Below are 21,315 nucleotides of genomic sequence, written 5' to 3'. Positions count from 1 at the left end.
CGGTGACCGACACCCTGACCCTGCCCTCGCCCGCCAAGCTCAACCTGTTCCTGCACATCACCGCGCGGCGGGCTGATGGCTACCATGAACTGCAGACCCTGTTCCAGTTCCTGGATTATGGCGATGATCTCCATTTCACCTCTGTGCCCGGTGAGCATGGCGCCAGACTGGCCCATTCACTGCCCGGAGTGTCGGATGCTGACAACCTCATCCTCAAAGCAGCGGAACTGTTAGCCGACAAGGCCAGCGGCCCCCTGCCCGGCGTCGTCATCGACATCGACAAGCGCCTGCCCATGGGTGGCGGTCTTGGCGGGGGCAGCTCCAACGCCGCCACCACCCTGCTGGGACTGAACCGGCTCTGGAGACTGAACCTCAACATAGACACACTGGCCGATATCGGGCTGGCGCTGGGCGCCGATGTGCCCGTTTTTGTCCGCGGCCACGCGGCCTTCGCTGAAGGCGTGGGTGAGCAACTGACACCTGCCACCCCGCCGGAAGACTGGTATCTCGTACTGAAACCAGCCTGCGAAATCAGTACCCGTGAGATTTTTTGCCACGAAGGGTTGACAAGGGACACCCCAAAAATCAAAATACGCCCCGCTTTTGAGGGAGACGCCTCGAGGTACCGAAACGACTGTGAGGATGTAGTTCGAAAACTGTATCCGGAGGTTAACCAGAGCCTGGAATGGCTTTCACAATTCGGACCTGCAAGATTAACCGGAACCGGGGCTTGCATTTTTGGACGTTTCCCGACAGAATCCGCAGCCCGGATTATCTGGGAAAGCAAACCCTCCGGCATCACGGGGTTCGTAGCTAAAGGGGTGAACCAATCACCTCTACACCAAAAGCTGACAGAGCTGAAATGATGCCAAAGAAGCACGATACTGGGGTGTCGCCAAGTGGTAAGGCAACGGGTTTTGATCCCGTCATGCGCAGGTTCGAGTCCTGCCACCCCAGCCACCTTTCTCCCGCTTCCTCTGAATCAAACGCCGATACTGAGAAGGATGCTGTCGTGTCCAAATTGATGATCTTTGCTGGCAACGCCAACCCTGAACTGGCCAAGGCGATTGCACAGAAGCTTCATATTCCCATGGGCCAGGCCACTGTTGGTCGCTTCAGCGACGGTGAAACCACCGTTGAGATCAACGAAAACGTTCGTGGCCACGATGTTTTCATCATCCAGCCCACCTGCTACCCCACCAACGACAACCTGATGGAACTGATCGTGATGGCCGACGCCCTGCGCCGCGCATCCGCCACGCGCATCACCGCCGTTATCCCGTATTACGGCTACGCCCGTCAGGATCGCCGGGTTCGCTCCACACGGGTAGCCATCAGCGCCAAAGTGGTCGCTGACATGATTTCCAGCATTGGCGTTGACCGCGTACTGACCGTTGACCTGCACGCGGACCAGATTCAGGGTTTCTTCGACATCCCGGTGGACAACATCTACGCCACCCCGGTCATGCTCGAAGACATTGAGAAGCAGCGCTTCGACAACTTTGTCGTGGTATCACCGGACGTGGGCGGCGTGGTGCGCGCACGGGCCGTTGCCAAACGCCTGGACGACGCGGATCTGGCCATTATCGACAAGCGTCGCCCGAAGGCGAACGTATCCCAGGTTATGCACATTATCGGTGACGTCCGGGACAAGACCTGCATCCTGGTGGACGACATCATCGACACCGCAGGCACCCTGTGCAAAGCCGCGAACGCCCTGAAAGAGCACGGCGCTTCCCGCGTGGTGGCCTACATCACCCACCCGGTACTCTCCGGCCCGGCCATTGATAACATCAATGCCTCACAGCTGGACGAACTGGTGGTCTGCGACACCATCCCGGTGGATGACAAAGTGCGCAAGTGTGATAGAATCCGCGTCCTCGGAATGGCCGGCCTGATGGCGGAATCCATTCGTCGCGTCAGCAACGAAGAGTCCATCAGCGCCATGTTCGAGGCCGAGTAAACCGCCAGCCAGCGGCTTTTACTCAAGATAACCGTATATCCGGCCGGGAGCCCAACAGGGCTCCCGGCTGTTTTCGTCGGTCGGAAAACTCCGGCCTTTATCAGGAACTCATCTGTACCGAGCCTGGTCGCGGGCCGCTCAGATGAAAAACGAGGTAATTACCATGTCTCAGGAATTTGTCATCGAAGCATTTCCTCGTGACGACCAGGGGAAAGGTGCGAGCCGCCGCCTGCGTCGCGAGGAGCGTAAAATCCCGGCCATCATCTACGGTGGCGGCAAAGATGCGACTCCGGTCTCGATCTGGCACAACGAGCTGAAGAAGTCCCTCGAAAACGAGGCTTTCTTCTCTCACATTCTGACCATCGAACTCGATGGCAAGAAAGAAAGTGTCATCCTGAAGGATCTGCAGCGTCACCCGTACAAGCCGATCCTGACCCACGCTGACTTCCTGCGTGTCGACAAGGATCACGAGATCCACGTCAACGTACCGCTGCACTTCCTGAACGAAGAGACCGCTCCGGCAGTCAAACTGGAAGGTGGCGTGGTATCCCACCAGATCACCGAAGTGGAAGTGATCTGTCTGCCGCAGGATCTGCCTGAGTTCATCGAGATCGATCTGACCGATATCGCCATGGACCAGGTTGTTCACCTGAGCGATCTGCAGATGCCGAAAGGCGTTCGCATTGCCGCCCTGCAGCAAGGCGAAGACCACGACCAGCCGGTACTGTCCATTCACCAGCCCAAAGGCGCCAAGGCTGATGATGCCGAAGACGCAGAAGGCGGTGAAGAGGAAGGCGGCGAGGAGTAATCGCTCCGGGGGCACTGGCGTATGGCACAGGATATTGTCATGGTGGTCGGACTGGGTAATCCCGGCTCCGACTACGAGAATACCCGCCACAACGCCGGCGCCCTGTTCGTCGAAGCCCTGGCCCGCGAAGCGGGTCAGGCGCTGCGCCCCGACAAAAAGTACCACGGGCTCTACGCCCGCATTCAGTGGCAGGGACTCGACCTGCACCTCCTGAACCCCACCACCTTCATGAATCGCAGCGGCACGGCCATCAAGGCCCTGGCAGATTTTTTCAAAATCGCCCCCGAGCAGATTCTGGTTGCCCACGACGAACTCGACCTTCCCCCGGGCACCGCCAAACTGAAAAAAGGTGGCGGCCACGGCGGCCACAACGGGCTCAGGGACACCATCGCCCATTTGGGCACCAAGGATTTCCAGCGCCTGCGCATCGGCATTGGCCACCCTGGCGACAGCCGACGGGTAACCGGCTACGTTCTGGGCCGACTGGGCAAGCAGGAAACCGAACAACTCAACGCGGTGATCGATGAGATCCTGCGGGTATTGCCGGAAGCCGCCAGCGGCAATCTGGCCCAGGCCATGAACCGCCTGCACAGCTTCAAGCCGGCCTGACACCCCCGGCCTCCCCCTACTCGCACCTGTACCCTTACCCCGGTATAATCCGCGCAAATTTTCCAGTTCCAGCAGAGGCACTCCATGGGATTCAACTGCGGCATCGTCGGCCTTCCCAACGTCGGCAAATCCACCCTGTTCAATGCGTTGACCAAATCCGGTATCGGCGCGGAAAACTTCCCCTTCTGCACCATTGAACCCAACGCAGGCGTCGTTCCCATGCCGGACCCCCGTCTGGACAAGCTGGCCGGGATCGTCAACCCCGAACGCGTGGTGCCCACCGCCATGGAGTTTGTGGATATCGCCGGCCTCGTGGAAGGTGCCTCCAAGGGCGAAGGCCTGGGCAACCAGTTCCTGGCCAACATCCGCCAGACCGACGCCATCGCCCACGTGGTTCGCTGCTTTGAAGACGGCAACGTCATCCACGTTGCCAACAAGGTGGACCCGGTTGCCGATATTGAGGTAATCAACACCGAGCTGGCCCTGGCCGACCTGGAAACCGTCGAGAAAGCCATCAAACGCGTCCAGCGCGTTGCCAAGAGCGGCGACAAGGAAGCCAAAGCCCAGCTGGAAATCTTCGAGAAACTGCTGCCGGTACTGAACGAAGGCAAGCCGGTGCGCAGCATGAACCTCGACCATGACAACATGGCCCTGATCCGGGAGCTCTGCCTGCTCACAGTCAAACCCACCATGTACATCGCCAACGTCAACGAGGATGGCTTCGAGAACAATCCCTACCTGGACCAGGTACGGGAAATCGCCGCCTCGGAGAATGCCGTGGTGGTACCGATCTGCAACAAGCTGGAAGCGGAAATTTCCGAGCTTGAGGACGACGAAAAAGCCATGTTCCTTGATGAGATGGGCATGGAGGAACCGGGCCTGGACCGCGTGATTCGCGCCGGTTACAACCTGCTGGGCCTGCAGACCTACTTCACCGCCGGCGTCAAGGAAGTCCGCGCCTGGACGGTCAGAATCGGCGCCACCGCGCCCCAGGCGGCGGCTGTCATCCACACGGACTTCGAACGCGGCTTCATCCGGGCGGAAGTGGTCAGCTACGAGGATTTTGTTCAGTACAACGGCGAACAGGGCGCCAAGGATGCCGGCAAATGGCGCCTGGAAGGCAAGGATTACATCGTCCAGGACGGTGACGTTATCCACTTCCGTTTTAACGTTTAAGGAGGCGCCTAAAATTTCGGGGAATTTTGGCGTTCAGGCCTTGACACCTTACGCCCAAATACCGAAAATACGCGCCTCGTTTGGGGCGATGCCCAGAGCGAAATGGCAAGGTAGCTCAGTTGGTTAGAGCACGGCACTCATAATGCCGGGGTCGGCGGTTCGACTCCGCCCCTTGCTACCAGAATTGGAAAGGGCCCTCGCGCAAGCGTGGGCCCTTTTTTATTGCCTGCCCCACCCCACCTGTAGACTCCGTGGTCATACGGCCGCCCCGACGGTATGATTCCCTGGATACCCCGCCACTTATCAAGGAGCCGTAATGAAAAGGACAATCTGCACACTGGTTTTTCTGGCCATGGCCGGTCCCATCCAGGCCACATCCTTCAATGATCCCGAACCGAAGCATTACTACTTCAGCTATCAAACCCAGCAAAACCGCATTGTTGAAAGCTCGGTGTGTAGCCGTTACAGCGGAATGGACTGGAAGGGATGCCGGAGGTATGCAAACTGGGTTTTCGCGAAAAAATGCTGAGACTACCGGTACGAACTCCGAAAAGCGAGTGGCGCCCACCGCGAACTGATCAAACAGGCTAAAGATCGATTCTGTGACGCCAAGCGTCGGATCAACGTCCTTTAAGCCCGGCTCTCAGTGACCCAAACATGACCGGGCACCATCCATGGCGCCCCTTCAGCCTGGGCATACCCTACTAACAATCACGCCGGGCCGGTGGCCGTCGTTTTGAAGGCCGAAACCCGGTCTTTCATTTCCGCCGCCAGGCGTGCCAACTCGTGACTGGCCTCAGAGGACTGTTTCGCACCCGAAAGGTTCTGACTGGACAGCTCGACAATGTGGGTCAGGTTGCCACTCACCTGCTCTGCGGCTACGGACTGCTCTTCGGAGGCACTGGCAATCTGCTCGCCCATCTGGACGATATGGTCAATGGCGTCATCCACCGCGTTTATGGTGCTGGCGATGTCCTCAATCAACTGCCGGTTTTCCTCTACACGCTCCAGGCCGGACTGCATAACGGACACCGCAGCCTTGCTCTCCTCGGTCAGGCTATCAATCACACCACCGATTTCAGCGGTTGAAGACTGGGTGCGCTGAGCCAGGGACCGGACTTCATCGGCCACCACAGAGAAGCCACGCCCGTGCTCACCTGCCCGGGCGGCTTCGATGGCGGCATTGAGGGCCAGCAGGTTGGTCTGGTCGGCAATGTCATTGATCACCACAGTGACCTTCTGGATATCGGCACTCTTGGCCTCAAGGGACTGTATCCGCTCGGCCACTTTCCGGATATCCTCCGACAGCTGACTCAGGGCTTCACGCCCCCGCTCACCACCAGTGCGCCCCTGGGCGCCCTTTTCTTTCGCGGATCGGGCCGCAGACTGAGCTTCGTCAGCGCTGCGGGCCACGTCAGAAGACGCGGCACTCATCTGGTTCATGGCCGTGGCAACCTGGTCAGTCTGATCAGACTGGGACTCAATGTTTCTCTCAACGCTGGCATTGGTGGCGGACAACTGTTCGGAGGCCGTTGCCACTTCATCGGCCACAGAAGACAAGCGTGTCACCACCTGATCAAATTCCTCCAGCATGACATTCAGGGAGCGGCCAAGATGGGCCAGCTCGTCCTTGCCCTCGACATTCAGGCGCTGGGTCAGGTCGGACTTGTCCGCGATGATGTCCATCACCCGGCGCATGGCGTGGATCGGGCGGGTGATTGAGCGGATGATCAGCAGGCTGGCAATAATCGCCAGCAGCCCCGCACCGGCGGCAATTGATGGATAGAGCACCAGGCTATGCGAGTATAACTCACCAACGGACTCCCTTTCCGAGGCAGCAACCTGAAGCTGAAGCTCAATCAGTTCACCAATCTTTTCAGCCACAGGGTCAATCGCACCGTACAGGGGGCCGTCAATGGTATTCAACTGCCCCTTGGCATTCGAAGGCATGAACTTCAACAGACTCTTGGCTTCCGCAATGGCTTTATTGGCCTGGACGAACAGCGCTTCGACCTCCGCGACAAGTTCACGCTCCCTTTCGGTAAGATTGGTTGCGGTATATTTCTGCCAACTGGCTTCTATAGAGGCCTCCGCCTCTTCAAGCTGTTTCAGCGCCTCTTTTGAGGAGATCACACCGGCATTGGCTTTGTTGATGGCATCAACCACAAACACAGCATCATCCGAAATTTCTTTGAGGTCTTTCAGTGGCACAATCCGATCATTATAAATGCTGGAGACACCTCGATTGATGTCAGAAAAAACAGTCAAAGCATAGATAGAAAGGCCCGCGATCGCGGTCAGGGGAACAAGGACAAGAGTGAAAAAACGGACTTTCAGGGAAACCTGGTTCAGGACATTCATAATGGTGGTGGCTCCGGTTGAACAGCGAACTCCTTCTCGCATTACGTCTTTGGCGCACAGCATAACCACAGCATTACAACTCCGTAACCTAAATTTGGTTATATCTTAAGCACCTTCCGCCTGCAGACAGGTGCACTTTCTGACACTGCCGGAAACCGTTAACCTTCACAGTCTGATGCCTATTTTGGATAGCCAACAATGCCAGAATCCCGGATTACCGCAGGCCTATGCCTGAACCGGCTTGAACGTATAAGCACCCATATCGAGAACAACTACCTGGCCCCCGGAAAACTGGCCGGCACCGTTACTCTGGTGGCCAGGAAAGGGGAAGTGGTCTGGACCCGGGCCCAGGGCCTCATGGATAGGGAGCGGGACAGACCCATGCAGCGCGACACGCTGTTCCGGGTTTACTCCATGACCAAACCGCTCACGGCCATCGCCATGATGCAGCTGTACGAGCAGGGCCGTTTTCTGCTGAGCGATCCGGTACACAAGTACATCCCGTCCTGGCGCAACCTGCAGGTGTATAAAGGTGGCGAGTATCCGGATTTCGAGACAGAACCGGCAAGCACCACCATGACCATCCGGGATCTGTTTACCCACACCTCCGGCCTGACCTACGGCTTTACCGAGAAGACCCCGGTGGATGCGGCCTACCGCAAGCTGAAACTGGACGGCAGCCCGATCCTGTCACTGGACAAACTGGTGGAACGACTGGCGGAGCTACCCCTGGAATTCCACCCCGGCACCGCCTGGAACTACTCCGTGTCCACGGATGTACTGGGCTACCTGGTTGAGTTGCTCTCGGGCCAGCCGCTGGATGAGTACTTCCAGCAACACATCCTGGACCCACTGGGGATGACCGACACCGGCTTCCACGTGCGGCCCGATCAGCAGGACCGGCTCGCCGCCTGCTATCTATACCAGCCGGGGGATACCCTGAAACTGCAGGACGACCCGGAACGTTCCCGCTACCTGAAACCGCCCCGGTTCCTCTCGGGCGGTGGCGGCCTGGTCTCCACCATCGACGACTATTTCCGCTTTGCCCAGGCACTCTGCCAGGGCGGCGAATACCAGGGCGAGCGCATCATCGGGCGCAAAACGCTCGAATTCATGTGCCGGAATCATCTGCCGGACGGCAAGGACCTGCCCGCCCTCTCCATTGGCGGATTCACCGAAACGCCCTACGCCGGCACCGGTTTCGGTCTGGGCTTTTCCGTCAAGACCGACGTCGCCCGGTCCCACTCGGTCGGTTCCGAAGGGGACTTTGGCTGGGGCGGTCTGGCCAGCACCAGTTTCGTGGTGGACCCCACCGAAGACCTGGTGATGATCTTCCTGACCCAGTTAATGCCCTCGTCCTCCTATCCGGTGCGACAGGAGTTCCGCGCCATGGTTTACGGCGCCCTGACCTGACGCCAGAGCTTGTGGCATACTCGATTCCCTGACCTCCAACAACAACCCTTAACAAGGAAGATCGTCATGAAGGCCGAAACCCTCGCGCTGCACGCCGGCTTCAAGAGTGACCCCACCACCAAGGCCGCGACCACGCCGATTTACCAGACCACGTCCTACACGTTCGACGACACCCAGCACGGTGCCGATCTGTTTGACCTGAAGGTTCAGGGCAACATCTACACCCGGATCATGAACCCGACCAACAGTGTTCTGGAAGAACGCATGGCAGCGCTGGAAGGTGGCGTTGGCGCGCTGGCCGTTGCCTCCGGCATGGCCGCTATCACCGATGCCCTGCAGACCATCTGCAAGGTGGGCAACAACATCGTCAGTACCAGCCAGCTGTACGGCGGCACCTACAACCTGTTCGCTCACTCCCTGCCCAACCAGGGCATCGATTGCCGGATGGTCGCCCATGACGACTTCGACGCGGTGGAGAAAGCCATCGACGACCAGACCCGCGCCCTGTTCTGTGAGTCCATCGGCAACCCGGCCGGCAACGTGGTCGACATCCAGAAATGGGCCGAGATCGCCCACCGGCACGGCATCCCCCTGATGGTGGACAACACCGTGGCCACGCCTTTCCTGTGCCGGCCGTTCGAGCATGGCGCCGACATCGTGATCCACTCGCTCACCAAGTACATCGGTGGCCACGGCACCACCGTCGCCGGCGTGGTGGTGGATTCCGGCAAGTTCGACTGGAAAGCCAGTGCCGACAAGTTCCCGATGCTGAACGAACCGGACCCGTCCTACCACGGCGTGGTCTATACCGAGGCCCTGGGCGAAGCCGCTTTCATCGGCCGCTGCCGGGTAGTGCCCCTGCGCAACACCGGCTCGGCGCTGTCCCCGTTCAACTCCTTCCTGATCATGCAGGGCCTGGAAACCCTGGCTCTGCGCATGGAGCGTCACTGCGAGAACAGCGAAAAGGTGGCGCAGTTCCTTCAGGATCATCCTGCGGTGGAGTGGGTGAACTACGCGGCTCTGGCCGACAGCCCCTACAAGGCCACCTGCGAGAAAATCTGTGGCGGCAAGGCCTCCGGCATCCTGAGCTTTGGCATTAAAGGCGGCCGCGAGGCCGGTGCGAAGTTCATCGACGCCCTGGACATGATCCTGCGACTGGTGAACATTGGCGATGCCAAATCCCTGGCTTGCCACCCGGCCACCACCACCCATCGCCAGCTCAACGCTGACGAGCTCAAGAGCGCCGGCGTGAGTGAAGACCTGGTGCGCCTGTCCATCGGCATTGAACACGTGGACGACATCATCGCTGATATCACCCAGGCCCTGGACAAGTCCCAGGCTTGATATTGCTCAACCGGGTACGACGAAAGTCGTGCCCGGTACCCCTGTGATTGCCCGTACCCGTCTTGTATCTGCACAGCCTGAGGATTACCCTTTAAAGTCCTCCATGCTTTAATCCGAGAGTCTCTGGCCAATGAGCGAAAGCGCAAAACCACGCGTCACCAGTGGTTCCAAATTCCGTAGCGAACACGGCTTTTCCGCCATCAAGGACGGGGTCAAGCAATCCCGCGCCGCCAACACGGAAGACAAACCACAGGAGCGCAAACCCAAATGGCTCAGAGCAAGGATGCCCGGCGGCGAACGTTACGAGGACGTGCGCCGCAACGTCAGTGAGCACCGGCTAAGCACCGTGTGCCAGGAATCCCACTGCCCCAACATCGGGGAATGCTGGACCGCCGGCACCGCTACCATCATGGTGATGGGCTCGGTGTGCACCCGCGCCTGCAAGTTCTGCGCGGTGGATACCGGCAACCCCAAAGGCTGGCTGGACGCGGACGAACCCGAAAACACCGCCAAATCCGTTGAGCTGATGGGCCTGCGTTACATCGTGCTGACCTCCGTCGACCGGGACGATCTCGACGACTTCGGGGCCGGCCACTACGCGGCCTGCGTCTCTGCCATCAAGCAGCGCACACCTGAAGTGGCCGTTGAGGCACTCACTCCGGATTTTGATGCCGTCATGCCCCTGGTCGAACAGGTGGTGGATTCCGGTCTGGACGTCTTCGCCCAGAACGTTGAAACCGTCAAGCGCCTGACCCGCCGGGTGCGGGACCCCAGAGCCGGCTACCAGAAAACCCTCGACGTACTGGCCCACGCCAAGCAGCATCGGCCTGACGTACTGACCAAGACCAGCCTGATGCTGGGCCTCGGAGAAACCGAGGAGGAAATCCTGGAAACCATGGATGACCTCCGCGCCATCGGCGTGGACATACTGACCCTCGGCCAGTACCTGCGCCCCACCTCCAACCACCTGCCCGTGGAGCGTTACGTAACGCCGGAGGAATTTAACCGATACCGAGATATCGGCCTGGAAAAAGGCTTCATGGAAGTGCCCTCCGGTCCCATGGTGCGGTCCAGTTACCGCGCCGACCGGGTATTTGACAAAAACAACCTGGGCCTGGCTGTACCCGAGGTGCCCAAACCCTCTGACGCCATGCAGATCCCGGTCAAAGCCATCGACTGAGACGTTCCATGCTGACCCTGCTTCGCAATATCCGCCTGAAGTACAAATTCTGGCTGCTGAATATTGTGGTGTTTGCAGTGCTCTGCCTGCTGGTGCTTTATGCCATGCAGGTTATTGCCGACTACACCAGCACGCCCTTCGCCCAGGTGTTTTCCGAGACAGCCTCGGGCTTCGCCGTGGTGGTGGCGGTGCTCATGCTGCTGGAAATGGCCGGCTCGCAGCTGCTGATTTCATTCATTGAGCGCCACATGAACCGGCTCAAGGACACCATGGTGTCCGTTCAGTCCAGCGGCAATCTGAGCCGGCGCGCCCATGTCGACTCCACCGACGAAATCGGTGAAATGGCCTCGGCATTCAATGCCATGCAGGACCGGACCGAATCGGTAGTCAAAAGCATGAAAACCGCCATGGACCACCTGAACCGGGAAGTGCGGGAACTGACCGAGGCCGCCGAGGCCCGTCGGGATGATCTGGCACGGCAGCAGGCCGGCGCGGACCGATCCTCGGAAGTGGTCGAAGCCATGCTCCAGAGTTTTGTCGGCATTGCCGAGCAGGCCGGCATTGCCAAGACCCTGTCCCACGAAGCCCGGGACACGGCTATTGCCGGTGGCCAGCAGGTCAGCCAGAGCGCCGACAGCATCCGCCGGCTGGCCGATATCGTCCGGACTTCGGCCAACAGCGTGGAATCCCTGGCCGAGAACAGCCAGGAAATCGGCCACACCATCACCGAGATCAAAGGCATCGCCGAGCAGACCAACCTGCTGGCCCTCAACGCCGCCATTGAGGCTGCCCGGGCCGGTGAGCAGGGCCGGGGCTTTGCCGTGGTCGCCGATGAGGTGCGTAGCCTTGCCCAACGGGTCCAGGACTCCACCGATCAGATCCAGACCACACTGGACCGGTTGCTTGCGGCCATGAACACCGCGGTCGAACAGATGACCGGCAGCTCCGAGGACGCCGACCGCTGTGTGGCCGAATCCGAACAGGGTCGTCAGGCGCTGGAGGCCATCAACGAGGTGGTTGGCCGGATTGATCACACCAACGAGGAAATCGCCAACCTGTCAGCCGAACAGACCGCTGGCACCGACGACGTGCTGGCCAATGTCCAGGGCATCCGGGATACCACCCAGAGCATGGTGACCCAGCTCTCGGAGAGTGCAGACATGGCCCGTCGCCTCAAGCAACTGATCGAATCCCTGGAAGAGGCGGCCTCCGAGGTCACAGTCGACTGAGGTTTGTGGCACACTCTGCACTCTCCAAACTGCAGGGTAGTAGTGCATGAACCGTATTGGCGCCTTTTACGACCGGATAATCCTCGCCCACCCCTGGCTTGTCCTGCTGGCTTTTGCGGCCCTGATGGTTCTGGCAGCCCTGAGGTTTGACCAGTTCCGGCTGGACGCCTCCGCCGAATCCCTGGTGCTGGAAAACGATCAGTCCCTGGAGGAATACCGGCAGGTGAACCGCACCTTCACCACCTCGGACGATTTCCTGGTGGTGACCTATACACCCGATGGCGAACTGTTCACCGACGCCGGCCTGAGCCGCCTGGCCGGTCTGCGGGACGAACTGGCAGCCCTGGAAGCCGTTGGTTCCACCAACAGCATTCTCAATATCCCGTTGCTGCATAGTCCGGACCTCACCCTCGACACCGTGGACACCGAGATCAAGACGCTGGATGAGGATCCGGTTGACCCGGCCACCGCCCGCCAGGCCCTGCTGGCCAACCCCATGTACCCGAATCTGCTGATCAGCGAGGACGGAAAAACCACCGCCATACAACTGAACCTGCCGACACCGTCCCGTTATTTTGACCTCCTGAACCAGCGCAACCAGCTCCGCGAGGCGGTCGACAGCGGTCAGGCCAGTGCCGCCGAACAGCAGGCGTACGAGCAGGTCAGCGACGAGTTCATCCGCTATACCGAAGAACTCGGCGCCACCCGGGACCGCACCATCAGCGAGGTGCGCAGCATTCTGGAGCCCTATCGCGATCAGGCCACCATCCACCTGGGCGGCGTGCCCATGATCGTGGCCGACATGATCCGCTTCATCGGCAACGACCTGTCCACCTTTGGCCTGGGTGTGCTCGCGTTTCTCCTGCTGACACTGGCCATCATCTTCCGCCAGTGGCGCTGGGTGGCGGTTCCCCTGGTCTGCTGCGGCACTACGGTCTGGCTGATGATCGGCTTTCTGGGCTGGACCCAGTGGCCGGTGACGGTCATCTCCTCCAACTTCATCTCGCTGCTGCTGATCATGACCCTGTCACTCACCATCCACCTGATTGTGCGTTACCGGGAATTCCAGCATGACGAACCCCGGGCGGATGCTCGCCTGGTATTGAGAAACACGCTGCTGGCGATGATCAAGCCATGCTTCTATATGGCCCTGACGACCATTGTTGCCTTCGGCTCACTGACCTTCAGCGGCATCCGGCCGGTGATCGACTTTGGCTGGATGATGACCCTGGGGCTGACCGTCGCCTTCCTGATCACCTTCCTGCTGTTCCCTGCCCTGCTTCGACTGCTGCCCCCACCCCTGGACAGCCGCGTAAGCTCGGACCGGATTCCATTCACCGATGCCTTTGCCCGGTTCACCGAAAAATCCGGCGGCGCCGTCCTGCTGGGCTCCGGCGCCATTGCGGTCCTGTGCGTGATCGGGCTGAACCGGCTGACGGTGGAAAACAGCTTCATTGATTACTTCAAATCCTCGACCGAAATTCACCAGGGCATGGTGACCATTGATGACCGTCTTGGCGGGACCACGCCGCTGGACGTGGTGATTACGGACGAACCGGCTCCGGAGGCCGGCGGCGGTGACCCCTTCGCCAGCGACTGCGACCCGTTTGTGCAGGACTGTGGCGACGACGAATACCGCGACACCTGGTACACCTATCAGAAGATGCGCCAGCTCCGGGAAGTACACGACTACCTGGACAGCCTGCCGGAGACCGGCAAGGTCCTGTCCATTGCCACCACCCTCGACATCCTGGCCCGCGTGAACGGCGGTGAACCTCTCAATGCCCTGGAACTGGCGTTTGTCCCGGCGGCCGTACCGTCGGACCTGGAAGACATACTGCTGACCCCCTACATCTCGGAGGAGGCCGACAAGGCACGGTTCAGCATCCGCATCCTGGAAACCATGCCGGACCTGCGCCGGCAGGAGCTGCTGGACCGCATCCGCAACCATCTGACGGAAAACTTCGGCTATGAGCGGGAGCGGGTCCTGCTCTCGGGCATGACGGTGATGTACAACAACATGCTCCAGAGCCTGTTTGATTCACAGATCAAGACCATCGGGGTGGTGTTCGCGGCCATCGCGATCATGTTCCTGATCCTCTTCCGGTCCGTGAAGCTGGCCCTGGTAGGCATTGCACCGAACCTGATTGCGGCCGGGTCAGTCCTGGGGTTGATGGGGTGGCTGGGCATTCCGCTGGACATGATGACCATTACTGTGGCGGCCATTACCGTGGGTATCGCCGTGGACGACACCATCCACTATATTCACCGGTTCAGGACCGAGTTCGCCAAAGACGGTGACTACATTGCCACCATGCACCGATGTCACCGGAGCATTGGCCGGGCCATGTTCTATACCTCGCTGACGATCATTTCCGGCTTTTCCATCCTGGTGCTGTCGAATTTCATTCCGACCATCTATTTCGGACTGTTTACCGGTTTTGCCATGTTCATGGCATTACTGGGAGCGCTGACACTCCTGCCACGGCTGATTATTGCGGTTCGCGCATTTGGCTAGGCGGGGATTGAAATATCGGGAGGGGAACTCGCAGCCCCGCCTGAACCGGCGGGGCTGACGGAGAAGGTTACTGAGCCTGCTGGCCCTGGCCTTGCTGCTGCATCATCTGGCGCTGCTGTTGCTGCATCATCTGACGCTGCTTCTGCATCTGCTCCATGCGACGGTCCAGTTCGTCACGCTGCTCCTTGGTAAACACAGAGTCCACTTTCGCCTGCATCAGGGCAGACAGGGCCGCGATTTCACCGGTGACATTACCCAGCTCTTCCGCGGTATCACGGATAGCGTCCTCATCGTAATCCGCCTTGATCTCACCCTGGAGATCCTGCTGCAGGCTTTGGGCTTCCTGGCGAAGCTCGCCGATTTCGCCCTGCATTTCATCCACGATGCCACGAATTTCTTCCTGCTGGTCATCAGACAGGCCAACCATCTGGGCCAACTGGGATACCTGGTCAGGCTGACCACCCTGGGTTGCCTGCTGGGCAAACGCCGGCAGCGACAGAGTCGTGGCGACAAGGAAAGAACCGATAATTTTCTTCAGTTGCATGCGTTTCTCCAGAATCAACGTTGACGGCACCAAAACCGCCGGAATGTATTAATCGTTTATCGGCCCCACACCCTAAAACAATCCGGGGGTGTCTTTCACCCCGACATATCAGGGCTCAGCGGGGCTGTGCACAGCCATCCGGCGTCAGCCCGCGACACCGGCGGCTTATGGCGAGTATGAAAGTTTGGTCATTCCCCTGCATAATGGCGCTTTTCAAACGACACCGGAGCACATTCATGGCCATCAACTGGTTCCCCGGGCATATGCACAAGGCCCGGAAAGAGATCCGTAAAGTCATGCCACAGATGGACCTGATCATCGAGGTGGTGGACGCCCGGATCCCGTTCAGCAGCGAGAACCCGCTGGTGCCTTCCCTGCGTGGCGACACACCACTGATCAAGGTGCTCAACAAGCGTGACCTGGCCGACCCTGAAGTCACCAATCAGTGGCTGGCATGGCTGGAACAGGAGCGCGGCGTCAGAGCCCTCACATTGACCCACAATCAGCGTCAGGAGGCCATGAATATACTGAGCCTCGCCGAAGAGCTGACACCTCACCACGACCGCCAGAAAAGCGCCCTGCGGGTCATGATCCTGGGCATCCCAAACGTGGGCAAATCCACCCTGATCAATACGCTCGCCGGACGACCTGCTGCCAAAACCGGCAACGAGCCGGCAGTAACGCGTGCACAGCAGGCCATCAAATTGCCTGGCAACGTTCTTCTGTATGACACGCCCGGCTTTCTCTGGCCCAAGCTGTCGCCGGAGGCCTGCGGTTACCGGCTGGCGATTACCGGGGCTATTCGTAGCGCGGTGCTGGATTTTGAAGATGTGGCCCTGTTCGAGGCGGACTACCTGGTGGACGCCTACCCTGCGCTGATCACAGCCCGATACAGCCTGGACTCGGTGCCGGAGGATGGCCTGGCCCTGATGGATGCCATCGCCCGAAAACGCAACTTTCTGCGACGGGGTGGCGTGCCCGATTTATACAAGGTTTCCGAAATACTGCTCAATGAGTTCCGGGCCGGCAAGCTTGGCCGTATCTCCCTGGAAACCCCGTCAATGGTGGAAAAGGAACGGCAGGAGAACGAAAAAATGCCTTCAGACAAGGACTAGTCAGAGCACACCTGTTTTTTGTTATACTTGACACCAGTCAATGTAACAGGGGCAAAATGTTACAGCATTGGCACCTTCGGGATTCCGCAGTATGGCCTCATATCCGGAGACTCAGGGTGTCACATCCCGCGCACAGCTTCTTTCTGTTATGCCGGAATGTGAACGCACCGCACCATGACCGGTACGGCGCTTTATGGATCAACCGGATGGTTCATCGACTATGGCCCAGGCAATTCGACTCCAGCAAGCTTCTCCTCTCAAGGCCTCCTGCAACCAGTGTAGTCTCAGTAATCTGTGTCTTCCCCTGGCAGTTGAAGAGAACGATCTCGACAGTCTTGAAGACATCGTCCAGCAGGGCAAGATCTATAACCGGGGCGAGCATGTATTCGACCAGAGCACACCGGTACGGTCCTGCTTTGCGGTGAAGAGCGGCTCCATCAAGACCTCGATCATTACCGAAGGCGGTGATGAACAGGTGACCGGCTTTTTCATGCCCGGCGAACTGGTGGGTCTGGACAGCATGAGCAGTGAGACCTACGCCTGCACCGCCAAGGCCCTTGAACGCACCAGCGTCTGCGAATTTCCGGTGGACAAGCTTGAGGAACTGACCGGCAAGCTGCCGGAGCTGCAGCACCACATGTACCGGATGATGAGCCAGGAGATCCAGAACAGCCATCAACTGGCCATGCTGCTGAGCAAGAATACCGCCGAGGAGCGGATTGCCGCGCTGCTGCTGTCGCTGTCCAGCCGGTTCCGTCGCCGCCGGATGTCCCCAACCAACTTCAGCCTGCCGATGGCGCGAAACGACATCGCCAACTTCCTGGGGCTGGCCGTAGAGACTGTCAGCCGGGTATTCACCCGGTTCCAGAATCAGGGCATCATCCGGGCCCGTGGCCGGGAGGTCGAACTTCTGGACGTGGAAGCACTGCAGGTGGTAACCCGGGATTTTGCCCGCCAGGGCTGCCAGTAAGTATCTGACATCACCGGGCGGGACTCACACAGCCGGAAGGCTAGAGTCCCGCCGAAGCGCCATTCTTCTGCTTTGTACTGTTTCCTTCCTTTGACATCGCCACTTCTTCTGACAGCCAGGTCCGCCAGGGCAGTTGCTTGATACCAAAGGTGTTCTTGATCTTGGTGCACACCATGGTGGTGTTGACCGGCTCCAGGTGGCCCCAGTCCGGCAATTCATCCACCACCCGGATGCTTTCGGGGATGCCCGGCATGCCGGCAATCGCCAGCCCCAGTTCGTACAGGTTTACCTCTTCCGACCCCGCATACTGGTAGGTACCCCAGACTTCAGCACCACAATCCAACTGCAGCACGATCGCGGCCATCACCCGGGCCAGATCGCGCACTGCCACCGGCTGACCAAGGCAGCGCCCCGGTAAAGCCAGAGAATCCACCTTGCCGACGCTGTCATGCAGCTTGCGCACAAAACGTCCGAGACTCCAGCCGGTGCGCAGGAGGATATGGCGCGGCAAGGTGGACCTCAGCGCCTGCTCGCATTCCCATTGCCAGCGCCCCAGCTCATTGACCGGCTGTCCGGGATTGGATGCGATGTAAGCGCCCTGCTTGCGCCCGTCAAAGACGTAACAGGACGACAGCTGCAACATGGCCATGTCCCGCTCGGAAGCGTACCTGGCCAGCGCCAGAGGCAGCGAGAAAGCCGCTTCATGAACCACTTCCCGATGCACTTCCGCCACTTCCGGATCATCCAGCCAGAGCGCATTGACGATCAGGTCCGTGTCTTCGGGAATCCAGTTGTCCAGGCTGTCCAGATCCGCATTGGCCGGGTCGCTCACCAGCAGGGGGCTGACCCGCAGATGGGTCTGCCGGAGACGCTCCAGGAGCACCTTGCCAAGGGGACCATAATCATGAACAACAAGTACATGCACGTGGATTCAATGCCTCCGGACAATCACTGAGAGTTGGAATTAACGATAAACGCGGGGCACCCGGGCGGTGACCCCTGTCAGCAGTTCGTAACCAATGGTGCCGGCGCAGGCGGCCACCTCATCGACACTGACCGTCTCGCCCCAGAGTTCCACCCGGTCGCCCACATTGGCCTCGGGCGCGGCGCTCAGGTCCACCGCCAGCATATCCATGGACACCCGGCCCAGCAACCGGATACGACGGCCATTGATGGCTGCCGGCGTATCCGTTCCGGCATGACGGGGGTAACCGTCACCATAACCCACGGCAACCATACCCATGCGGGTCTCCCGGTCCGCTACCCAGTTGGCACCATAACCGATGGACTCGCCGGCCCTGACTGTACGCTCAGCAATCAGCGGCGCCTCAAGAGTCATCACGGGCCTGAGCCCCAACTCCGGGCCGGTCCTGCCGATCAATGGCGAGGCGCCGTAGAGCATGATCCCGGGGCGGCTCCACTCATAGAGTGGCTGGCCGGGGCGGAAATGGGCGGCGGAATTACCGACACTGCGTGCCAGCTCCGGCCAGGGCGCCACGGCGTCTGCGAAGCACCGGGTCTGGCGCTCGGTCATGGTGCTGTCCAGATCATCGGCACAGGCAAAATGGGTCACAAACCCAAGCAGGCCCTTCCGGAACGGCTCAAGCTCGGCCACCACCCCGGGCAACGCCTCCGGGCGGAAACCCAGGCGATTCATGCCGGTATTCACCTTCAGCCAGAATGACAGCCCTGACTGGCCGTCTCCGGCCAGCCACTGGAGCTGCTCCGGGCCATGCAGAACCGGCACAAAGCCCTGATGACGGCACTCGGCGAGATCGCCCGGCTCGTGCACACCCTGCAACAGCACAACCGGTTGCCTGAGACCGGCGTCACGAAGCGCCCGGGCCTCTTCAATACACGCCACGGCGTATTTACCAGCCTCGTCCGCCAGGGCCCGACCGACGTCGGCAATACCGTGGCCATAGCCGTCCGCTTTGACCACAGCCATGGCCCGGGTCTGGCCGGCGCGGGACTGCGCCAGACGGAAGTTATGCCGCAGGGCTTCGAGATTGATTCTGGCCAGGGTGGGACGGGACATCAGTAATCATCACCGTAGTCGGTGTAATCGCCATGAGCGAGATCCTCAAAACGCGTCAGGTGACCAATGAAGGCCAGGCGGGTGGTGCCGATAGGACCGTTACGCTGCTTGCCGATGATGATTTCGGCTATGCCCTTGTCGGTGGTGTCCTCGTTGTAAACCTCGTCCCGGTACACGAACATGATCACGTCCGCATCCTGCTCGATGGCCCCGGATTCCCGAAGATCCGAGTTGACCGGGCGCTTGTTCGGACGCTGCTCCAGACTGCGGTTGAGCTGTGACAGGGCCACCACCGGACAGTTGAGCTCTTTGGCAATGCCCTTGAGGGACCGGGAGATCTCGGAGATTTCCGCGGTACGGCCCTCGGTGTTGCCCGGCACCCGCATCAACTGCAGGTAGTCGACCATGATCAGGCCAATCTCACCGCCATTTTCCCGGGCCACCCGACGGGCACGGGCCCGCATTTCCGTGGGGCTCAGGCCAGGCGTGTCATCGATATAGAGCGGCTTGTCCTTGAGCAGGCTGACCGCCGAGGTCAGGCGCGGCCAGTCGTCTTCCTCAAGCTTGCCGCTCCGGATACGGGTCTGGTCAATACGCCCGAGCGACGACAGCATCCGCATGGCCAGGGCATCTGCCGGCATCTCCATACTGAACACCAGGATCGGCACACTGGCGCTGATCAGGGCGTTTTCGACGATGTTCATGGCGAAGGTGGTCTTACCCATGGAAGGACGGCCGGCCACGATGATCAGATCCGCCGGCTGCATGCCGGAGGTCTTCTCGTCCAGATCGGTGAAGCCGGTGGTCAGACCCGTGGTCGGCTCCCCGGACTCAAACAGCTCCTCGATGCGACTCAGGGTATTGGCCAGGATCGGATTGATGGCCTTGGGGCCGGAGCCCTCCTTGTTACGGGACTCGGCAATCTGGAATACCTTGCGCTCGGCTTCGTCCAGAATCTCGGTACTGTTACGTCCCTGGGGATTGAACGCAGAGTCGGTGATTTCGCCGGAAACATCCAGCAACTGGCGCAGTACCGACCGCTCCCGGACAATCTCGGCATAGGCCTTGATATTGGAGGCGCCCGGCGTTTTTTCCGCCAGCTCAGCCAGGTAGGCCAGGCCACCGGCATCCTCAAGATCCCCTGCCCGGTCCAGGAATTCCGAGAGCGTCACCACGTCCAGAGGCTCACTCTCGGCAGCCAGGCGCTCCACCGCGCCAAAGATCAGCCGATGATCCTGACGGTAGAAATCCACCGCCCCGATCATCTCCGCCACTTCGTCAAAACGGCGGTTATCCAGCATCAGGCCACCGAGCACCGCCTGCTCTGCTTCCACCGAGTGCGGCGGAACCTTGATACGGCTGGTTTCCGGGTCAAAAGAGGCGGGTTTCAGGTTCGGATTGGCCATGGGCACACGTCTTCGGCTACGGCCGACCGGACAGGGTTCCTGCTCCGATCAGGCTTGAGGTGAATATCGGGATACAAGAATACCAGAAAGCAACGGGCCCGAAACCGTCTCCGGTCCGGGCCCGTTTACCGGCGCCAGGGACGAATGCCCCGGACGCCTTGGGATGCACCACTAACTGGCGTCGGGTTTACTCGGAAACCACGGCCAGTTTGATGGTAGCGGCCACATCGGTGTGCAGCTGCAGTTCGATTTCGTACTCACCGGTAACCCGGATCGGGCCTTCCGGCAGACGAACTTCGCTCTTCTCGACTTCAGTGCCGCCGGCGGTAACCGCGTCAGCGATGTCGCGAACGCCGATGGAACCGAACAGTTTGCCTTCTTCACCAGACTTGGAAGTGATGGTGAAGGTCGCGCCTTCCAGAGCTTCGGCACGGGCCTGGGCAGCAGCCAGCCGTTCAGCAGCGGCTTTTTCCAGCTCGGCACGACGCTCTTCGAACGCCTTGACGTTGTCTGCTGTGGCAGGCACAGCTTTGCCCTGCGGCAGCAGGAAATTACGACCGTAACCGGCCTTAACCTTTACCTTGTCACCCAGGGATCCAAGGTTTGCTACTTTCTCGAGCAGAATAACTTCCATCTCGTTA

The 21,315-nt window shown here is 59.9% G+C and carries 18 protein-coding genes and 2 tRNA genes; 14 read left to right on the top strand and 6 right to left on the bottom strand.

Annotated elements, in window-relative coordinates; genetic code table 11:
- Positions 1–2: 2 nt before the first annotated feature.
- The 7 genes from ispE to HNR38_RS16125 all read left to right on the top strand — a co-directional run bounded on the left by ispE (position 3) and on the right by HNR38_RS16125 (position 4,737).
- Positions 3–866 carry a 4-(cytidine 5'-diphospho)-2-C-methyl-D-erythritol kinase gene (ispE, locus tag HNR38_RS16155; RefSeq protein WP_183706234.1) on the top strand — a complete coding sequence of 288 codons (864 nt, stop codon included), beginning with the start codon at positions 3–5 and terminating at the stop codon, positions 864–866.
- Between the two features lie 19 nt (positions 867–885).
- Positions 886–960: transfer RNA gene (locus HNR38_RS16150), tRNA-Gln, on the top strand.
- Between the two features lie 52 nt (positions 961–1,012).
- A complete protein-coding gene (locus HNR38_RS16145; RefSeq protein WP_183706232.1) occupies positions 1,013–1,963 on the top strand; it encodes a ribose-phosphate diphosphokinase in 951 nt (316 codons plus the stop codon).
- A gap of 163 nt (positions 1,964–2,126) precedes the next feature.
- Positions 2,127–2,771, top strand: coding sequence for a 50S ribosomal protein L25/general stress protein Ctc (locus HNR38_RS16140; RefSeq protein ID WP_183706230.1), 645 nt, complete (start codon positions 2,127–2,129; stop codon positions 2,769–2,771).
- A 21-nt stretch (positions 2,772–2,792) separates the two neighbouring features.
- Positions 2,793–3,380: an aminoacyl-tRNA hydrolase gene (pth, locus tag HNR38_RS16135; protein WP_183706228.1), complete on the top strand. Its 588-nt coding sequence runs from the start codon at positions 2,793–2,795 to the stop codon at positions 3,378–3,380.
- Between the two features lie 84 nt (positions 3,381–3,464).
- Positions 3,465–4,556, top strand: coding sequence for a redox-regulated ATPase YchF (ychF, locus tag HNR38_RS16130; protein ID WP_183706226.1), 1,092 nt, complete (start codon positions 3,465–3,467; stop codon positions 4,554–4,556).
- 104 nt (positions 4,557–4,660) lie between these two features.
- Positions 4,661–4,737, top strand: a tRNA-Met gene (locus tag HNR38_RS16125).
- 530 nt (positions 4,738–5,267) lie between these two features.
- Here HNR38_RS16125 and HNR38_RS16115 read toward each other — a convergent pair.
- Positions 5,268–6,917 carry a methyl-accepting chemotaxis protein gene (locus tag HNR38_RS16115; protein ID WP_183706222.1) on the bottom strand — a complete coding sequence of 550 codons (1,650 nt, stop codon included), beginning with the start codon at positions 6,915–6,917 and terminating at the stop codon, positions 5,268–5,270.
- Between the two features lie 198 nt (positions 6,918–7,115).
- On the opposite strand from HNR38_RS16115, the gene HNR38_RS16110 reads away from it, so the two are divergent.
- The 5 genes from HNR38_RS16110 (at position 7,116) to HNR38_RS16090 (ending at position 14,601) form a co-directional block, all read left to right on the top strand.
- On the top strand, positions 7,116–8,330 hold the full coding sequence (locus tag HNR38_RS16110; RefSeq protein WP_183706220.1) for a serine hydrolase domain-containing protein: 1,215 nt from the start codon (positions 7,116–7,118) through the stop codon (positions 8,328–8,330).
- 66 nt (positions 8,331–8,396) lie between these two features.
- A complete protein-coding gene (locus HNR38_RS16105) occupies positions 8,397–9,674 on the top strand; it encodes an O-acetylhomoserine aminocarboxypropyltransferase/cysteine synthase family protein (RefSeq protein ID WP_183706218.1) in 1,278 nt (425 codons plus the stop codon).
- A 130-nt stretch (positions 9,675–9,804) separates the two neighbouring features.
- Positions 9,805–10,854: a lipoyl synthase gene (gene lipA / locus HNR38_RS16100; RefSeq protein WP_183706216.1), complete on the top strand. Its 1,050-nt coding sequence runs from the start codon at positions 9,805–9,807 to the stop codon at positions 10,852–10,854.
- Between the two features lie 8 nt (positions 10,855–10,862).
- On the top strand, positions 10,863–12,083 hold the full coding sequence (locus HNR38_RS16095; RefSeq protein ID WP_183706213.1) for a methyl-accepting chemotaxis protein: 1,221 nt from the start codon (positions 10,863–10,865) through the stop codon (positions 12,081–12,083).
- A 46-nt stretch (positions 12,084–12,129) separates the two neighbouring features.
- Entirely contained in the window at positions 12,130–14,601 is a 2,472-nt protein-coding gene (locus HNR38_RS16090) for an efflux RND transporter permease subunit (protein WP_183706211.1), read from the top strand.
- Between the two features lie 67 nt (positions 14,602–14,668).
- On the opposite strand, the gene HNR38_RS16085 is transcribed toward HNR38_RS16090, so the two are convergent.
- Positions 14,669–15,145 carry a Spy/CpxP family protein refolding chaperone gene (locus HNR38_RS16085; RefSeq protein WP_183706209.1) on the bottom strand — a complete coding sequence of 159 codons (477 nt, stop codon included), beginning with the start codon at positions 15,143–15,145 and terminating at the stop codon, positions 14,669–14,671.
- Between the two features lie 236 nt (positions 15,146–15,381).
- Here HNR38_RS16085 and ylqF point away from each other — a divergent pair, with 236 nt between their 5' ends.
- Both ylqF and fnr read left to right on the top strand, forming a co-directional pair.
- A complete protein-coding gene (gene ylqF, locus HNR38_RS16080; RefSeq protein WP_183706207.1) occupies positions 15,382–16,260 on the top strand; it encodes a ribosome biogenesis GTPase YlqF in 879 nt (292 codons plus the stop codon).
- A gap of 220 nt (positions 16,261–16,480) precedes the next feature.
- Positions 16,481–17,230, top strand: coding sequence for a fumarate/nitrate reduction transcriptional regulator Fnr (fnr, locus tag HNR38_RS16075; protein WP_183706205.1), 750 nt, complete (start codon positions 16,481–16,483; stop codon positions 17,228–17,230).
- Between the two features lie 40 nt (positions 17,231–17,270).
- Here the strand turns inward: fnr and HNR38_RS16070 are convergent, their stop codons facing one another.
- From HNR38_RS16070 to rplI, 4 genes are all read right to left on the bottom strand, one after another.
- Positions 17,271–18,155, bottom strand: a complete 885-nt coding sequence (locus tag HNR38_RS16070) for a sugar nucleotide-binding protein (protein ID WP_183706203.1) — start codon at positions 18,153–18,155, stop codon at positions 17,271–17,273.
- 39 nt (positions 18,156–18,194) lie between these two features.
- Positions 18,195–19,268, bottom strand: coding sequence for an alanine racemase (gene alr, locus HNR38_RS16065; protein ID WP_183706201.1), 1,074 nt, complete (start codon positions 19,266–19,268; stop codon positions 18,195–18,197).
- Positions 19,268–20,674, bottom strand: a complete 1,407-nt coding sequence (gene dnaB, locus HNR38_RS16060; RefSeq protein WP_183706199.1) for a replicative DNA helicase — start codon at positions 20,672–20,674, stop codon at positions 19,268–19,270. The genes alr and dnaB overlap by 1 nt, the downstream gene beginning before the upstream one ends.
- A 187-nt stretch (positions 20,675–20,861) precedes the next feature.
- The gene (rplI, locus tag HNR38_RS16055; protein ID WP_183706197.1) at positions 20,862–21,308 is read right to left on the bottom strand and encodes a 50S ribosomal protein L9; all 447 of its coding nucleotides are present in this window, start codon (positions 21,306–21,308) and stop codon (positions 20,862–20,864) included.
- Positions 21,309–21,315 lie beyond the last annotated feature (7 nt).

It is taken from the genome of Marinobacter oulmenensis (genome assembly GCF_014201735.1).
In the GTDB taxonomy this organism is placed as follows: Bacteria; Pseudomonadota; Gammaproteobacteria; order Pseudomonadales; family Oleiphilaceae; genus Marinobacter; species Marinobacter oulmenensis.
Note: the sequence above shows the minus strand (reverse complement) of the source record. Positions and strands in the feature narration are given on the sequence as shown.

Excerpts from the sequence above, each read along its gene's own strand:
- HNR38_RS16140 (WP_183706230.1), top strand. The coding sequence starts at position 2,127 with ATGTCTCAGGAATTTGTCATCGAAGCATTTCCTCGTGACGACCAGGGG.
- pth (WP_183706228.1), top strand. The coding sequence starts at position 2,793 with ATGGCACAGGATATTGTCATGGTGGTCGGACTGGGTAATCCCGGCTCC.
- ychF (WP_183706226.1), top strand. The coding sequence starts at position 3,465 with ATGGGATTCAACTGCGGCATCGTCGGCCTTCCCAACGTCGGCAAATCC.
- HNR38_RS16115 (WP_183706222.1), bottom strand. The coding sequence starts at position 6,917 with ATGAATGTCCTGAACCAGGTTTCCCTGAAAGTCCGTTTTTTCACTCTT.
- HNR38_RS16110 (WP_183706220.1), top strand. The coding sequence starts at position 7,116 with ATGCCAGAATCCCGGATTACCGCAGGCCTATGCCTGAACCGGCTTGAA.
- HNR38_RS16105 (WP_183706218.1), top strand. The coding sequence starts at position 8,397 with ATGAAGGCCGAAACCCTCGCGCTGCACGCCGGCTTCAAGAGTGACCCC.
- lipA (WP_183706216.1), top strand. The coding sequence starts at position 9,805 with ATGAGCGAAAGCGCAAAACCACGCGTCACCAGTGGTTCCAAATTCCGT.
- HNR38_RS16095 (WP_183706213.1), top strand. The coding sequence starts at position 10,863 with ATGCTGACCCTGCTTCGCAATATCCGCCTGAAGTACAAATTCTGGCTG.
- HNR38_RS16090 (WP_183706211.1), top strand. The coding sequence starts at position 12,130 with ATGAACCGTATTGGCGCCTTTTACGACCGGATAATCCTCGCCCACCCC.
- HNR38_RS16085 (WP_183706209.1), bottom strand. The coding sequence starts at position 15,145 with ATGCAACTGAAGAAAATTATCGGTTCTTTCCTTGTCGCCACGACTCTG.
- ylqF (WP_183706207.1), top strand. The coding sequence starts at position 15,382 with ATGGCCATCAACTGGTTCCCCGGGCATATGCACAAGGCCCGGAAAGAG.
- fnr (WP_183706205.1), top strand. The coding sequence starts at position 16,481 with ATGGCCCAGGCAATTCGACTCCAGCAAGCTTCTCCTCTCAAGGCCTCC.
- alr (WP_183706201.1), bottom strand. The coding sequence starts at position 19,268 with ATGTCCCGTCCCACCCTGGCCAGAATCAATCTCGAAGCCCTGCGGCAT.
- dnaB (WP_183706199.1), bottom strand. The coding sequence starts at position 20,674 with ATGGCCAATCCGAACCTGAAACCCGCCTCTTTTGACCCGGAAACCAGC.
- rplI (WP_183706197.1), bottom strand. The coding sequence starts at position 21,308 with ATGGAAGTTATTCTGCTCGAGAAAGTAGCAAACCTTGGATCCCTGGGT.